This is a genomic window from Streptomyces albipurpureus (assembly GCF_023701525.1).
Lineage (GTDB): Bacteria > Actinomycetota > Actinomycetes > Streptomycetales > Streptomycetaceae > Streptomyces > Streptomyces albipurpureus.
In genome coordinates this window covers 1-15693 of the sequence record NZ_JAMQAW010000026.1, presented here as the reverse complement: position 1 = coordinate 15693, position 15693 = coordinate 1, and the positions used below count along the sequence as shown (strand labels likewise).

Here is a 15693-nt window from a genome sequence, read left to right as displayed (position 1 = left end):
GTCGTTCCCGTCCCGTCTCCTCATCCATCTGCTCTGACGTTCCCATCCCGTCTCCCTCCTCATCCATCTGCTCTGACGTTCCCATCCCGTCTCCCTCCTCATCCGTCGTGCCCGTCCTCCCGCACCGTGTCGTGCTCATCAACCGTCCGTGGTGCCCGGGTCCCATACCGCGCCCCGACCGTCCCGTCCGTCGTGCCCGTCCTCCCGCACCGTGTCGGGTCCGTCGACGCCATACACACCGCCGCCCGGCCCACCCCGCGCTCCGCGGCTACCCCTCATGGCTGCCCGGCGACGATCTCAGCAGCTCGAACACGCTGGAGAAGCTGTCCTGGCCGTGGCCATCGGATGACCGGCTGTCGAGCAGGGCCTTCAGCGGCTCATGGACGTCGGTGGCGATACCGCTGGCTCTGCTGAGTTGGATCAGGCTGTCGACCGCGGCCCGGTTCAGATCGACGGTGGAGACCCCGTCCCGGTAGGTCGCCGATCCTGCCTCACGTGCCAGTTCGGGCAGGAACTCGGCCATGCCGTGCAGCCAGCGGGCCGCCAGCGGGGCGAAGACCTCAGGGGTGGTGCCCATCGAGTCGAGTAGCGCCGCGGCATGCAGGAAACCGGTGAGCGCCGCGTATCCGGCGCCCAGTAGGGCCAGGTCATGAACCTCCGCGGCGCCGGGGTCGGTGCCGAAGTAGTGTGCCGGCGCCATCACCTCCAGTTCGCGCCGATAGGCGGTGAAGGCGGGTTGGGAACCGCTGTAGAGGAAGAAGCCCTCGGGGGTGGCGACGGTCTCCGGGAGGGCCATCATGGCGCCGTCGAGGTAGTCGGCACCGTGTTCCTCGGCCCAGGCGGCCAGCTCACGGGCGTGGTCGGGAGTGCTGTTGGCGAGGTTGACCAGGGTGCGGCCGCGCAGTGCGGGAGCGGCGGATGCCAGGGCCTCCCGTACCGTGTGGTGATCGAGGAGCGGGACGATCACCAGTTGGCTGGCCGCGACCGCCTCGGTGGCGGTCGCCGCGCGGCTGGCGCCCTGGGCGATCAGCGCATCGGCTTTGGCCGCCGTGCGGTTCCATACAGTGGTCGGGTATCCGGCGTCGAGGAACGCCGAGGCGATCGGGATGCCCATCCGGCCCAGTCCGATGACCGTGACCCGGGGCTTTGGCCGCTCAGACATTGCGGGGGCCCTTCTTGATCGTCTCAATGACGCTGGCGATGCCGCTTGAGCCGTGTCCGCTGGCCGTTGCCCGGTCCAGCAGGTTTCCGATCAGCTCCGGAACATCGGTGCCGATGCCTTGGGTCCTGCTGGTCCGTACGAGGTGCTCGATGGCTGCCGCGTGCACTTCCACGGTGCCGTCGTCGTCGGGGAAGCGTCCCCCCTCGATCTGCCGGGCGTGGTCGGCCATCAGCGAGGTGACGAACGGCATGTGCCCCGTCGCCACCGCAGCGAAGTCGGCCGGGTCGACGCCGGACGCGCCCACCAGAGCGACCGCGTGGTAGAAGCCGGCCAGTGCGCCCCAGGCCAGTCCGAGCAGGGCCGTGTCGTACACCGATGCCAGTGCCGGATCGGAGCCGAGGTGCACGGAGTTCCCCAGGCTGGTCAGTACCGACCGGTGGGTGGAGAAGGCCTCCTGGGAGCCGCTGAAGACGAACAGCGCCTCGGGGCGCCCGACCAGCCGGGTGCCGCTCATGGCTGCGCCGTCGAGGTAGTCGGCGCCGTGCCCGGCCGCCCAGTCGGCCATCCGGGCGGCTTCCTCCGGAGTGCCGGAGGCCAGGTTCACCAGGGTCCGGCCGTCCAGGCTCCCCGCCAGCGGTTGGAGCAGGTCCTGTACGGTCCGGTAGTCCGGCAGGCTGACCACGATCAGTGGGCTCCCGATGACCGCCGCTTCCGGGGTCGCCGCACGGACGGCGCCCTGGGCGGCGAGTGCGTCCGCCTTCGCGCCGCTGCGGTTCCATACGGTGGTGACATGGCCGGCGCTGAGGAATGCCTGGGCGAGCCGGGTTCCCATCTGTCCGAGGCCGATCACCGCCACCGTGGAGCGCTGGAGGTTCTCGTTCTCCGACCCCCGCTGATTCTTCGACATCGTTGACTCCTTGATTCCGCTGGTTGCCCCACCGGCCGGGATTTCGCCGGCCGGCTGCACCGTCCGGTTCGTTCGGTGTGCCCTCACTGTGGCGAGCGGCGCTGGCGGACCTCTGTCGAACCGCTGTCGGTCGCCGAACGGCCGCTGTCGGTCCGCCGGTTACCGTGCAGCCATGTACTTCTCCGTGCTCGGCCCGCTCACCGCCTGGACGACTGCCGGACACCCGGTCGACGTCCCCGAGGCGAAGGTGCGCGCGCTGCTCGCCTCGCTGCTGGTCCACGCGGGTCAGCCGGTCTCGGTGGATCGCCTGGTGGACGATCTGTGGGGCGAGCGGCTGCCCGGAAACCCGGCCGGTGCCTTGCAGACGAAGGTCTCGCGACTGCGCCGTGCCCTGGCTCGGGCCGAACCAGGGGCCGAGACCTTGGTGGAGTCGAAGGCTCCCGGATATCTGCTGCGCATCAGCCCCGAGGACATGGACTCCCGCCGGTTCACCGACCTGACCGCCAGCGCGTACGCCGCCGAGGACCCGCGTACCAGGGCGGAGCTGCTGCGGGAGGCCCTGGCGCTGTGGAAGGGCGAGGCCTTCGCGGACCTGGGCGATCTGGAGTCCGCGCGAACCGCGGCCGGACGTCTTGAGGAGCAGCGGCTGGCCGCTCTGGAAGCGCTCGCCGAGTCCCGTCTTGAACTGGGCGAACACCATGCGCTCACCGGTGAGCTGGGTGAGTTGGCGCTTCGCCACCCGCTGCGGGAGCGGTTGCGCGCCATCCAACTCCGGGCGCTGTACCGGGCTGGACGGCAGTCCGAGGCACTGTCGGTCTACGCCGAGTTGCGCAGGCAGCTCGCCGATGAGCTGGGGGTGGACCCCGGCCCGGAACTGAGCTCACTCCACCAGGCCATCCTCGAACACGACGCGGCCCTTGACGCGGCCCCCGCCTCCCCCACCCGGCGGTACGGCGAGCTGGCCGCTCCGCTCACCGATCTGATCGGTAGGAAGGAAGCGGTGTCCGCGATAGGTGAACTGCTCACCGCCCACCGGCTGGTGACGCTGACCGGCCCCGGTGGAGTCGGTAAGACCCGGCTGGCGCAGGAGGCGGCGGGCCGGGCGGCCGGCGCCTACCCCGATGGCGTACGGATGGTTGGCCTCGCCGGGGCGACGGTGGTGGCCGAGCAGCTCAGCGCCGCCTTGGGCGTACGTGAGGAAGGGGCGGTGGGACTGGAGGACGCACTGCGTTCACGGCGGCTCCTGCTGCTCCTTGACAACTGCGAGCACCTCATTGACTCGGCTGCTGACGTGGTGCGGGGGATTCTGGCCGCCGCACCGGGGCTGAGTGTGCTGGCCACCAGCAGGGAACCCCTCGGCCTTGCCGGGGAGGCCGTGTGGACCGTACCGCCGCTCCAGCAGACCGACGCCGAGCGCTTGTTCGCCCTGCGCGCCGGGCCCGGCTTCGTCGTCACCGAGGAGAACGCGGAGGCCGTGGCGACGATCTGCCGCCGCCTCGACCGCATACCCCTCGCACTGGAACTGGCCGCCACTCGGGTCCGCGCGCTGGGTGTACGGGAGTTGTCCCTGCGTCTTGACGACAGGTTCCGGCTGCTGGCCGGCGGCCATCGCGGTGTGCCACCACGCCAGCGAACCCTTCGGGCGGTGATCGACTGGAGCTGGGAACTACTCAGTGAGGACGAGCGGGTGGTGCTGCGCCGACTGGCGGTCTTCGCCGACGGCTGCACCCTTGATGCGGCCGAGGCGGTGTGCGGCGGTGATCGGGATGTCCTCGATCCGCTGATCCGGCTGGTGGACCGCTCACTGATCACGGTGGCCGACGGCCCCCGCTACCGGCTGCCGGAGTCGATAGCGGCGTACGCGCTGGAACGCCTGGTGGAGGCGGACGAGTCCAGCACCCTCCAGTTGCGGCACCATGCCTTCTACACCGAGCTCGCCGAGCAGGCCGCAGCCCGACTCCACGGATCTGAGCAGCAGCTCTGGCTGTCCCGTCTGGACAGCGAAAGCGGCAATCTGCGCACTGCCCTGGAGCGTGCCGTGCGACGCGGGGACGCCATCGGGGCCCTGCGGATGGCGCTCGCCTCGACCTGGTACTGGTTTCTGCGCGGCCGACTGAGCCAGGCCCGGCGATCGCTGGACGAAACCCTGCGTATCACCGGGGACGCGGAGGCCGACCTCCGTTTCGAGGCCACGGTCTGGTACGCGGGATTCCGCGTGCTGACCGGAGCGGACCGCAACGGCCCGGTCCCCTCGCCCGCGGAGACCAGCGATGGCGGAGCGGGTGGCGCCCGTGCCGTGTGGTTCCTCGGCTACGCCTGGCTGACCGCGGGCGAGGACCTGGCTCGCAGCGAGACCCTGGTGGACCGTGCTCTGGCCGATTTCCGCGCGGTCGGCGACCGCTGGGGAATCGCCGCGGCACAGAGCACCCGGGCCATCCAGACGCTGCTGCGGGGCGACCTCGCCGCAATGCGGCGGAGCGCCGGGGAGGGTCACGCGCTCTTCGTGGACATCGGTGATCGCTGGGGGCAGTTGCAAACCACCTATCCACTGGCGGCGCTGGCCGCGATCACCGGCGACTACCCCCATGCCGCGCGACTGCACCGGGAGGGTCTCCAGCTGGCCGAGGAACTGGGCTTCTGGACGGACGCCGCAGACCGGCTCACCGGGCTCGGCAGGGTCGCCCTTCTGACGGGTGACTTCCCGCTGGCCACCGAGCTCCACCGGAAAGCGATGGCCCTGGCCGCCGAGCACGGCTACGCGGCGGGCGAGATCCACGCCGAGATCGGTCTTGCGCTCGGAGCCCGGCGCGCGGGTGACTTCGACCTCGCCGAGGAACACCTGCGCAGAGCCCTCGGCTGGCACCGCGAAGTCGACTTCGGCCCCGGCCCCGCACTCCTGCTCGCCGAACTCGGCTTCCTCGCCGAGCAGCGCGGCGACGCCCCCACCGCCCTGTCCCTGCACCGCCAGGGCCTCGCCGTCGCCCGCGACAGCGGCGACCCCAGGGCCATCGCCCTCGCCCACGAGGGCCTGGCCGGGGCATCCGCGCTGCTGGGTGAGCCCGTACGGGCCGCCCGCCTCCTGGGCGCGGCCACCAGGGCCCGGGAATCCTGCGGCGCCCCGCTCCCGGAGGCCGAGCGCGGCGATGTCGCGCGGATCACCGCCAGGGTCCTCACGACGCTGGGCACCGAGCTGTTCACCGCTGAGTTCGCCCTCGGCGTCGACGCCGGCGCGGGCGCGGGCGCGGGCGCGGGAGACGATGGCGGGGCGACGGGTGGGAGGGGTGAGGGACCCAGAGACTGACACGTCACCGTGGTCAAGCCCAAGACCCAGCGCGCCGATGCGGGACCACGGACGGCAAGCCCGCCTGCTGCTCGGGGTGTTCCCCGCGCTGAGAGTGTTGAGCAGTACCCCCGGGCCGGCCTTGAGGCACCCGACGCCCACGGCCCAGACGGACGGATGGACGGATGGAAGGATGGGACGGACGGATGGGACGGACGGTATGGATGGGATGGGGCGGACGGATGCCGTGGTCACTGGGAACGACCTCCAAGCGGTATGACTAGAGCGCCGCCCCCAAGAGCGCACCCAACCCGTACGTCAGAGCCGCTGCCACCCCACCGAGCACCAACTGCCGCAGCCCGCTGAACCACCAGCTGCGCGCCGTGACCCGGGCCACCAGCGCCCCACAGGCGAAGAGCCCCACCAGCGCCAGCAGCACCGCGGGCCATAGCTCGGTCGCGCCCAGTAGGTACGGCAGCACCGGGAGCAGCGCTCCCAAAGCGAACGCGCCGAAGGAGGAGACCGCGGCCACCAGGGGTGACGGCAGATCGTCCGGGTCGATGCCCAACTCCTCCCGGGCATGGATCTCCAGGGCCTGCTCGGGGTCCTTGGACAGCTGCGTCGCGACCTCACGGGCGAGCGCGGGCTCGACCCCCCGCGACACATAGAGCCCGGCGAGTTCCTCCATCTCATCGACCGGATGCCTACGCAACTCCCGTCGCTCCACCGATAGTTCGGCCTGCACCAGTTCCCGCTGGGAGGCTACGGAGGTGTACTCGCCGGCGGCCATGGAGAACGCACCAGCCGCCAGCCCCGCCAGGCCGGTGATCACGATGGTCCCCGGAGCGGCAGCGCCCCCCGCGACTCCGGTCATCAACGCCAGATTCGAAACCAGCCCGTCCATCGCGCCGAAGACCGCCGGACGCAGCCAGCCACCGTTGACATCGCGGTGTGTGTGGTTGTCCCGGTGCGCCTCATGCAGTGGTGCCGCGGTTTCGATGATGGACACGACTCTCCTCTTCTCCGATGACGGGACGCCTCGCCCGCCATCCCTTCGAACACTTCGAAAATACGCGCGATGTAAGGGGCGCGCTAGGAAGGCAGGCCGTACTTACCTCACGGTGAGTGGGGGATATTTAGGGTGATAGAGCGGGTTCACAGACTTGTGGCGCACTCCATGGGGCACAGATGGTGACAACCTGACTCACGCGCGAAAGGGGCCTGCCCCATGGAGTTGGTCGTCTGCGATCCCCCAGATCCCCTGGGGAACGGGCCGGTCTCCTCGCCTCCACCCGCCGTGGTGACAGATCCAGGACCCCGAGACCGCGCCTGTGGCGCTCTGCTGGGGTTGGCGGTGGGCGATGCGCTCGGCGCCCCGGCAGAGAATCTGCGCCCCTCGGAGATCCGTCGCCGATGGGGTCGTATCGAGGGATTCGTGAACGACGATCCGGCCGGTACGGATGACACGGAGTACGCGATCTTCTCAGGGCTGCTGCTGGCCCGACATGGCTCCGCGCTGACCGTGTCCCATGTCGAGAAGGCGTGGCACCACTGGATCGCCGATCTGGACGAAGGGCCCTTCCGGGGAGCCGGGTTCAGTGAACGGGGCACGCTGGAGAATCTGCGACGCGGTCTCGCCGCACCCATCTCCGCCCAGCACCGCCACGCCTGGAGTGATGGGCTCGCCATGCGGGCTGCTCCCTTCGGGGTGTTCGCGGCTGGACGCCCGCTGGAGGCGGCACGGCTGGTGGCCATCGACGGCACGGTCAGCCATGACGGCGAGGGCATCTACGGCGGGCAAGCCGTGGCGGCCGGGGTGGCCGCCGCCATGGCGGGCGCGGGTCCGGCCGGAGTGATCGGCGCGGCGCTGTCGGTGATCCCCATGGACTCCTGGACCTCCCGGTCGCTGCGCCGCGGGGTGGTGGCCGCCCAAAGGGTCTACGCGGACACCCTGACCATGGAACGGGCGTTGCGCTCATCGGTCGTCATCGGCGGCTATCCCTGGACTGACCTGGCCCCCGAAGCGGTGGGCCTGGCATTCGGCGCATTCGCCGCCGCCCGCGGCGACTTCCGTCGATCCGTACTGACCGCGGTCAACATGGGGCGGGACGCGGATACGACGGCGGCGGTGGCGGGCGCACTGGCCGGGGCGGTCTTCGGCGCCTCGTCGATCCCCACGGAGTGGTCATCGGCGATCGGCCCGGTGCGGGGCAGCTGTCTGCCGTCGATGAGGGGACATCACATTCTGGATATCGCGGACCTGCTGATGCCGGACGACGACCCCAAGCCGGCTTCATGAGGGGCGGACGGATCGAACGGAAGGAACGCGGTCGGTACGAGGACCTCCACGGGGACCTCTGTGGAAGCCTCCCCGGGGGTGTCCTCGACGAGCCGTACGAAACCACCCGCGGGGGGCCACATCCGGACGCGCTGACCTGCGAAGACCCCGGCGGTGATCTCCCCAAGGCCCCGAACCGGGACCCCTACGACGAGGTGGACAGGGACCTGAGCACCGAACTCGGCGGACCGGAGGTGGGAGAACCCGGCCCGGGTGGTTCCGGTGCGTCGAGACGGTTCACCGCGCCTGCCGCCTCCCTCACCGCCGGGACATGGCCCGTACCGGGGTCCACTCGGCAACCGACCCCCGGCAACCCGCCCGAGCAGGCCACTCCGGGCGCGGACGGCCAGCGGTCCGCGTCGTACTCCACGGCCCGGGCGGCCGCCTGTCGTGCGGATCACACGGACGCTCCCGACACGGCTGCCCTGGGCCAACGCACCCCGGGCCCGGGCAGTCGCCCAGCTCCACGCCGAGGTGGTGCGCCGGCCCGTCCCATTGAGGGAATGCTCCTGGGGCTCGCGGCGGGGGATGCCGCAGGATGGCCCGCGGCACGACATCGGGCAGCCAGGATGCCCGAGTGGACCCGACGTCTCACCCGTGAACTCGACACCTTCGCGGAGCAGAACGCCACCACCACACTCCCCGTGCCGATCGCGCTCAACCAACCACCCGAGCCACTGCGGCTGGGGCCATCCGATGACGCGGAGTGGGCCGCGTTCACCGCCGAGACCGTGCTCACCGCGGCGGGCCCGCTGTTCGCCTCCCTCGGACCCGGCCAACGGATGCGCGCGGCGATCGACCTGGCGTGGAACTCCCTCGCCAGCGAGATCGCCGCCGCCGCCGAGCGCGCGCCCGAGGTCGAATCGGCCGTGCTCCCCCTACGCGCCCGGATCTCGGTACGCGCCGGGCTCGGCAATCTCGCCACCGGGCTGCGCCCCCCGGCCACCGGCCACGACAACCCGCACTACTTCGACGACGCCGCTTGCGTCCGGGCCGCGGTGCTGGCCGTCGTACACCCGGGTGACCCCTGTTCGGCCGCGACGCTCGCCGAGTTCGACGCCCGCTACACCCAGGACGGGGACGGTGTGCACGGGGCACGGGCGATGGCCGCGGCGATCGCCGCCGCGCTCGGGGGCGATCACGTCGATGACGCCGTGGACGCGGCACTCGCCCAACTCCCGGACGCCACCGAGATCGGCCGCAATGCCCGGCACGCGGTGAAGCTCGCCCGCGACGCCAAGGCGGCCTTCGATCTCGTACCCCTGCTGGAACACCAGATCGTCGACCATGTCTACAGCTATGGGATCGCGGCGGCGGAGACCGTGCCGGTCGCACTCGCCGTCGCCACCGCGGCCCGTGGCAGGGTCGCCGAGGCCGTGCCTGCGGCGGCCTGTCTCTCCAGGGTCGCCGACTCCGCCCCGGCGCTCGCCGGGGCGCTGACCGGCGCACTCGGCGGCTCAGATGCCATCCCCGAGAGTTGGCGCGGCGCCTGTCGCACCCTCGCGGGCTGTGCGCTTCCCCGCTTCGCGGGCACCGATCTCGTCGAACTCGCCGGGTTGCTCACACACACGGAACTGACCGCCCCGGGTGGACAATTCCGGCATGACGCTGAAAACCGAGAGGTTCACGCTCGCGACCCCCACCCTCGATGACCGGATCACCGGCAGCCTCATCGGCGCGGCCGTGGGTGACGCGCTCGGCGGTCCCGTCGAGGGCTACGCCCCCGAGCAGATCGCCGAGCGGCACGGAGGCAGGGTCCATGGCATCGTCGGCCCGTGGAACGGTGACCGCTGGGGCACCGCCCGCCCCATCGCGCCGTACCACAAGGGAGATGGGCACATCACCGACGACACCCTGATGACCCATGCGCTGATCAGGGTGTACGCCACCGTTCGGGACCATCTCGACGCCTATGCGGTGGCCGACCACCTGGTCCCCGACCTGATCTCCACTCCCCGGTGGATTCCCGAACTGGAAACCGAAGCGCTGCTGCTGCAACGGGTCTTCCTCGCCGAGAAGTGGCTGGTGGCAAGGCTCCACTACGGTCACCATGACCCGCGCGAAGCAGGTACCGGAAACATCGTGAACTGCGGGGCCGCGATGTACATGGCTCCGGTCGGGCTGGTCAACGCGACCCACCCTGAGGCCGCTTATGCCGAGGCCCTGGACATCGCGGGCGCCCACCAGTCCTCGTACGGCCGGGAGGCGGCGGGTGTCTTCGCGGCAGCGGTCGCCGCGGCCTGCCACCCCGGCGCCACACCGACTTCGGTCATCGACGCGGTACTGGCACTGGCCAAGGACGGTACGCGTACGGCGATTGAGGCGGTGGCCGAAGTCGCGTCCGGCTACTCGGACTTCGAGTCGGCGCTCGCCCCGCTACGGGCCGCGGTGGCGCCGTTCGACATGGTCGGACCCGACTATCGCGCCCCCTCGCTGGCCGCCCGCCGCCCCTCCCGACTGCACTCCATCGAGGAACTCCCGATCGCCCTCGGCATGCTGCTGGTCGCCGGTGGCGACTACCGCCATACGGTGCTGGGGTCGGTCAACTACGGGCGTGACTGTGACTCCATCGCCACCATGGCCGGCGCTGTCGCCGGCGCCCTCCAGGGCGAGTCGGCCATTCCCCATGACTGGGCCAAGCCGGTCGCCGAGGCCAGCCGCCTCGATCTGCATGCCCCGGCACGGGAACTCGCCCTGGTCACCCGGGAGGTCTTTCTGCTGGACCAGCAGCGCCGGCGTACCCATGAATCGGCGTTCGCCCTGCTCACGGCAGATGCCCAATGAGTCCATCACCCTCACAGGCTTCGGCGCTGCCCGGGCAGTACGAGGCTCCCGAGCCGCCTCCCGGTCGAGACCCGGCACCCGACCCCCAGCGGGCGCACCACCCCTGCCGCCCAGACGACCTCGCCCCACTGCCTCCGCCGACCCTGACGTCCCCATCAGCGGGCCCGTCCCAAGCCCCCTCCCGAGCTCCATCGACCGGGGAGGTGACTCAGGGGCCCGGGATCAACCGCGGTGAGCCGAAGGCCCAACAGCCCGCCACCACCACCACCGCTCCGGCTCCGGCTCCGGCTCCGGCTCCGGCTCCGGCTCCGGCTCCGGCTTCGGCTTCGGCTTCGGCTTCGGCTCCACAAGACAGCACCGCAGGCACCGGCGACCGCATGGAACGCATCGCGGGCGGCCCTTCCTTCTCCACCCGCCGCCCGGCGGGAGCGGAAGCCGGAGCAGGGAGGGAAGGGGGAACAGAGCGAGGAGGGGGAGCAAAGGGAGAGGGGGACGGCACCGCGGGAATCGCTGCTCGGGCCCGGCGCGGCCCCTCTCCCACCGCGGCTCACGAGGTCCACGCGCGGAGCGCCGATCTGGCATCGGAGCCAGCGCTCGACCATCCCCGTCCCCATGGGCCCGTCGGCCAGGGAACGGTCTCCGACCACGGCGGCCCGGTCAGCGCGATGCCGCCGTCGACCGCCGGGGGAACACCCTCACAGCCGGGCAACGGGCTTCGCGTCACCTGGGTACAAGCCGAGGATCTGATCGGCCATGAGCTACGCCAAGCCGCCGAGGACGGCCGCGATGTACGGGTGATCGCCGCCCGATGGGAGGCAGCGGGTGGCCCTCCGCCCCCCTCCATGGCAGGGGCGTCCCCCGCGCCGGCCTCGGCCGAACTGCGCGCCCTGGCCCTCCTGCTGCTCGATGAACTGGCGGCGGTCCCCACCCCCTTCGCCGCTCAGGAACCAACTGACCTCCCCACGATCAAGGCGCTCTGCCCCGATTGGCCCGCCGACTCCGATCCGCGATCCGCCAGCGCGGGGGAAGGCCCATCCGTCCAGCCGCGGTCACCCGACGCAAGCCGATCGGTGGGGGGCCTCGCTGAAGGCCACTCCCGGCGCGGCAGCCTCAGCGACATCGACGCCCTCCATGCCGCCTGGCTGGGCCGCGCCGCCGGTTGCCTGCTGGGAAAACCCGTGGAGAAGCTGCCCCTCCATGCCATCCGCGCCATCGCCAAGGCCACCGGCAACTGGCCCCTCACCAGCTGGTTCACCGCCCAGGGCCTCCCTGCCGAGCTCAGCCGCGCCCACCCCTGGAACCGGCGTTCCGCAGGGACCTCGCTCGCCGAGAACATCGACGGAATGCCAGAAGACGACGACCTCAACTTCCCCCTCCTCAACCTCCTGCTGCTCCAGCGCTACGGGCGGGACTTCCAGGCCGGCGACGTGGCCCGGCTCTGGCTCGATGAACTCCCAGCCGGCCGCACCTTCACCGCCGAACGCATCGCCTATCGCAACCTCCTCTCCGGGATCGAGCCCCCGGCCACCGCCCAGTACCACAACCCCTTCCGCGAGTGGATCGGCGCGGCCATCCGCGCCGATGTCCACGGCTGGACCAATCCCGGCGCCCCCGGGGCAGCCGCGGCCCAAGCACAGCGGGACGCATCGCTCACCCACACGGCGAGCGGAGTCCACAGCGCCATGTTCATCGCCGCCGCCATCGCTGCGGCCGCCGAGCCTGACGGCGATGTCCACCGCGCCCTCGCCGTGGGGCTCAGCGTTGTCCCGCCCACCTCCCGGCTGGCCCGCGCGGTCCGGGCCGCGATCTCCCTGGCCGCGGCGGAGGCGGACTTCGACAAGGTCGTAGACCGGCTTCACACCGCTCACGCCCATTACCACTGGGTCCACGCGGTTCCCAACGCCGCTCTGCTCGCCGCGGCCCTCACCCATGCCGATGGCGACTTCACCGGCTCCATCTGTCGCGCCGTTTCGGGCGGTTGGGACACCGACTCCAACGGGGCCACCGCCGGCTCCCTCGCAGGTCTGCTCGCCCGACGCCCCGACGCCCTCCCCGACCGGTGGACGGCGCCGCTCAAGAACCGACTGAGCACATCCGTCGCCGCCTTCGACGGCATTGGCTTTGACACCCTCGCCCAGCTCACCCATCAGGAGGCGCTTCGCCCATGACCGGTATCGCGGTGCTCGGCAGCACCAATATGGATCTCGTCGCCTATGTCGCCCATGCCCCGAAGCGTGGTGAGACCGTCACCGGGCGGGAGTTTCGCACCATCCCCGGCGGCAAGGGCGCCAACCAAGCCGTGGCCGCCGCCCGGGCCGGCGGCTATGTCGCGATGATGGGTGCGGTCGGCTCGGACGCCTTCGGCGATCAACTGCGCGCGACCTTGATCGCCTCCGGTGTCGACACCGACCTACTGCGCACGGCGGACGGCCCATCCGGCACGGCCCATATCGTCGTCGACGACGAGGGCGGGAACGCGATCGTCGTCATCCCCGGCGCCAACGGCACGGTCACCTCACTCGCTCCGGGTGACGAGGCCCTGATCGCCACCGCGGATCTGCTCCTGCTGCAACTTGAACTCCCCCTCACCGCCGTACTCGACGGGGCCGAGGCCGCCCGCCGTCACGGTGTGCGAACCGTCCTCACTCCAGCACCCGCCCGACCACTGCCTCCCGAACTCCTCTCCGCCATCGATCTGCTGATCCCCAACGAGCACGAGGCCGCGACCCTGACCGGAGTGACCGACCCCCACAAGGCGGCCGTCGAACTACTGAGCCATGTACCTGAGGTAGTGATCACTCTGGGTGCGGCCGGCAGCCTCTACGCCAGCCGGGACACCGGCCCCTTCACCGTCCCCGCCCGGCCGATCGACGCCGTGGACACCACCGGGGCAGGTGACACCTTCGTCGGCACCCTCGCCGTCGCCCTCGGCGAAGGGCGGCCCGTCGAAGAGGCCCTGCGCTGGGCATCCACCGCGGCCGCCCTCTGCGTCCAGCGGCCCGGCGCGTCGACCTCCATGCCGTACCGCTCGGAAATCGACACCGCCTCATGAACCAGCCGCCCGCCACCACCGCCTCCGGGCCGGAGCACCCCGCCCCTCCCGCTCCACTGGAGGGCCTCCGCGTACTCGATCTGGCGACCCTCTTCGCCGGTCCCCTCGCCGCGACGATGCTGGGGGACTTCGGCGCGGAGGTCATCAAGGTCGAGCACCCGCGCCGCCCCGACCCCTCCCGTGGCCATGGTCCGGCCAAGGACGGCCACGGCCTCTGGTGGAAGCTGCTGGGACGCAACAAACGCACCATCACCCTTGACCTATCGGCCCCCGGCGGCCGTGACACCCTCCTTGCCCTCGCAGCCACCTCCGATGTGATCATCGAGAACTTCCGCCCGGGCACCCTGGAGCGATGGGGCCTCGGTTGGCCAGCGCTGAGCGCGGCCAATCCCGAACTGGTCCTGGCCCGGGTCACCGCCTTCGGACAGTTCGGCCCCTACTCGCACCGCCCCGGCTTCGGAACCCTCGCCGAGGCGATGAGCGGCTTCGCCGCCATCACCGGCGAACCTGACGGACCGCCGACTCTGCCCCCCTTCGGTCTCGCGGACTCGATCGCCGCCCTCGCCACCGCCTATGCCGTGATGACCGCGCTCACCGCCCGTAACGCCACCCAGCGCGGGCAGGTGGTCGACATGGCCATCATCGAACCGATCCTGACCGTCCTTGGACCACAGCCGCTCTGGTACGACCAGCTCGGCTATGTCCAACCCCGTACCGGAAACCGCTCGCGCAACAACGCCCCGCGCAACACCTACCGCACGGCCGACGGGCACTGGGTCGCCGTCTCCACCTCCGCGCAGTCCATCGCGGAGCGGGTGATGCGGCTGGTCGGCCGCCCCGAGCTGATCGATGAGCCGTGGTTCACCACCGGCACCGGGCGCGCCGACCACGCACAGGAGCTCGATGAAGCCGTCGGCGGTTGGATCGCCCGCCGCACCCGGGCCGAGGCCCTGGACGCGTTTGAGAAGGCTGAAGCCGCGATCGCGCCGATCTACGACGTCCGCGATGTCATGGACGACCCCCAGTTCCGCGCGCTGGAGACCATCACCGAAGTCCGGGACCCCGAACTCGGCCCCCTGCGTATGCAGAACGTGCTCTTCCGACTCTCCGAGACCCCCGGCGGTATCCGCTGGTCGGGGCGTCCCCATGGCGCGGACACCGAGGCGGTACTCACCGAACTGGGCCTCACCCCCGGCGATATCGCCGCACTGCGCACCCAGGGGGCCGTATGACGCCTCCGCAGAGCCCACCGCCGCCCCTCGCCCCGGCTTCGCTGACTCCCCTGACCTATCTCTACGCCCCCGGCGACCGCCCCCAAGTCGTCGCGAAGGCGCTGGCGTCCGGCGCGGACGCCGTGATCATCGATCTTGAAGACGCGGTGTCCGCGGACCGCAAGGACTACGCCCTCACCGCGACGGCTGAACTGCTCGCGACCCCCCAGTCGCTTCCCGTCCATGTGCGTGTCAACTCCCCCCGATCGCGGCAGACCCATGAGGCCATCGAGGCCCTGACCGAACTCCCCGGCCTCACTGCCCTACGTGTTCCCAAGGTCGCACACGCCACTGACATCCGCCGGATCGCCCGGCTCGCCCCCGGCGTACCGCTCTATCCGCTGCTGGAAACGGCACTCGCGATCGAGCACGCGTACACCATCGCCACCGCGGACCCCTCGGTGCACGGCATCTCACTCGGTGAGGCCGACCTCCGCGCCGACCTGGGCATCCGCGACGGGGCAGGCCTGGACTGGCCGCGCACCCGTATCGTCGTCGCCGCCCGGGCCGCCGGTCTACCGCCCCCACCGCAGTCCGTCTTCCCCGACATTCGCGACCTGGACGCGCTGTACGCCTCCTGCGCCCACGGCCGGGCGCTCGGCTTCCTCGGGCGGGCGGCGATCCACCCCCGTCAGCTCCCCGTCATCGAACGGGCCTTCCGACCCACCCGGGGGGAGATCGACGCGGCGGAGGAGATCGTCAAGGCCGCGGCGACGGACGGGGGCGCACTCGCCCTGCCGGATGGCCGTTTCGTCGATGCCGCGATCGTGGCCGCCGCACAGCGCACCCTGTCCATCGCCCGCCGCGAGGGTCCGCCCTAGCAGCGTCGAACGGCCGACACCGGACAGCCGACGCGGCACATGACACGAGGCCGCCGGGGGACCTCTCGGTCCCCCGGC

General features: G+C 71.3%; 11 protein-coding genes. 8 read left to right on the top strand and 3 right to left on the bottom strand.

Annotated features, from left to right (window positions below; genetic code table 11):
- Nucleotides 1-268 precede the first annotated feature (268 nt).
- Both NBG84_RS21135 and NBG84_RS21130 read right to left on the bottom strand, forming a co-directional pair.
- Nucleotides 269-1162, bottom strand: coding sequence for an NAD(P)-dependent oxidoreductase (locus NBG84_RS21135; protein ID WP_250921116.1), 894 nt, complete (start codon nucleotides 1160-1162; stop codon nucleotides 269-271).
- On the bottom strand, nucleotides 1155-2069 hold the full coding sequence (locus NBG84_RS21130) for an NAD(P)-dependent oxidoreductase (RefSeq protein ID WP_250921115.1): 915 nt from the start codon (nucleotides 2067-2069) through the stop codon (nucleotides 1155-1157). The genes NBG84_RS21135 and NBG84_RS21130 overlap by 8 nt, the downstream gene beginning before the upstream one ends.
- Nucleotides 2070-2241: 172 nt before the next feature.
- On the opposite strand from NBG84_RS21130, the gene NBG84_RS21125 reads away from it, so the two are divergent.
- Nucleotides 2242-5370 (top strand): AfsR/SARP family transcriptional regulator, encoded by a 3129-nt coding sequence (locus NBG84_RS21125; protein WP_250921114.1) that lies wholly within the window; start codon nucleotides 2242-2244, stop codon nucleotides 5368-5370.
- A gap of 259 nt (nucleotides 5371-5629) precedes the next feature.
- Here the strand turns inward: NBG84_RS21125 and NBG84_RS21120 are convergent, their stop codons facing one another.
- Nucleotides 5630-6358, bottom strand: a complete 729-nt coding sequence (locus NBG84_RS21120) for a VIT1/CCC1 transporter family protein (RefSeq protein ID WP_250921113.1) — start codon at nucleotides 6356-6358, stop codon at nucleotides 5630-5632.
- 219 nt (nucleotides 6359-6577) lie between these two features.
- Here NBG84_RS21120 and NBG84_RS21115 point away from each other — a divergent pair, with 219 nt between their 5' ends.
- From NBG84_RS21115 to NBG84_RS21085, 7 genes are all read left to right on the top strand, one after another.
- Nucleotides 6578-7648: an ADP-ribosylglycohydrolase family protein gene (locus tag NBG84_RS21115; protein ID WP_250921112.1), complete on the top strand. Its 1071-nt coding sequence runs from the start codon at nucleotides 6578-6580 to the stop codon at nucleotides 7646-7648.
- Nucleotides 7649-8112: 464 nt separating this feature from the next.
- Nucleotides 8113-9339 carry an ADP-ribosylglycohydrolase family protein gene (locus NBG84_RS21110; RefSeq protein ID WP_250921227.1) on the top strand — a complete coding sequence of 409 codons (1227 nt, stop codon included), beginning with the start codon at nucleotides 8113-8115 and terminating at the stop codon, nucleotides 9337-9339.
- Nucleotides 9290-10471 (top strand): ADP-ribosylglycohydrolase family protein, encoded by a 1182-nt coding sequence (locus NBG84_RS21105; protein WP_250921111.1) that lies wholly within the window; start codon nucleotides 9290-9292, stop codon nucleotides 10469-10471. The genes NBG84_RS21110 and NBG84_RS21105 overlap by 50 nt, the downstream gene beginning before the upstream one ends.
- Nucleotides 10472-11136: 665 nt before the next feature.
- Nucleotides 11137-12639: an ADP-ribosylglycohydrolase family protein gene (locus NBG84_RS21100; protein ID WP_250921226.1), complete on the top strand. Its 1503-nt coding sequence runs from the start codon at nucleotides 11137-11139 to the stop codon at nucleotides 12637-12639.
- Nucleotides 12636-13523: a ribokinase gene (gene rbsK / locus NBG84_RS21095; RefSeq protein ID WP_250921110.1), complete on the top strand. Its 888-nt coding sequence runs from the start codon at nucleotides 12636-12638 to the stop codon at nucleotides 13521-13523. The genes NBG84_RS21100 and rbsK overlap by 4 nt, the downstream gene beginning before the upstream one ends.
- Entirely contained in the window at nucleotides 13520-14755 is a 1236-nt protein-coding gene (locus tag NBG84_RS21090) for a CaiB/BaiF CoA transferase family protein (protein WP_250921109.1), read from the top strand. The genes rbsK and NBG84_RS21090 overlap by 4 nt, the downstream gene beginning before the upstream one ends.
- Nucleotides 14752-15615, top strand: a complete 864-nt coding sequence (locus NBG84_RS21085) for an HpcH/HpaI aldolase/citrate lyase family protein (RefSeq protein WP_250921108.1) — start codon at nucleotides 14752-14754, stop codon at nucleotides 15613-15615. The genes NBG84_RS21090 and NBG84_RS21085 overlap by 4 nt, the downstream gene beginning before the upstream one ends.
- Nucleotides 15616-15693 lie beyond the last annotated feature (78 nt).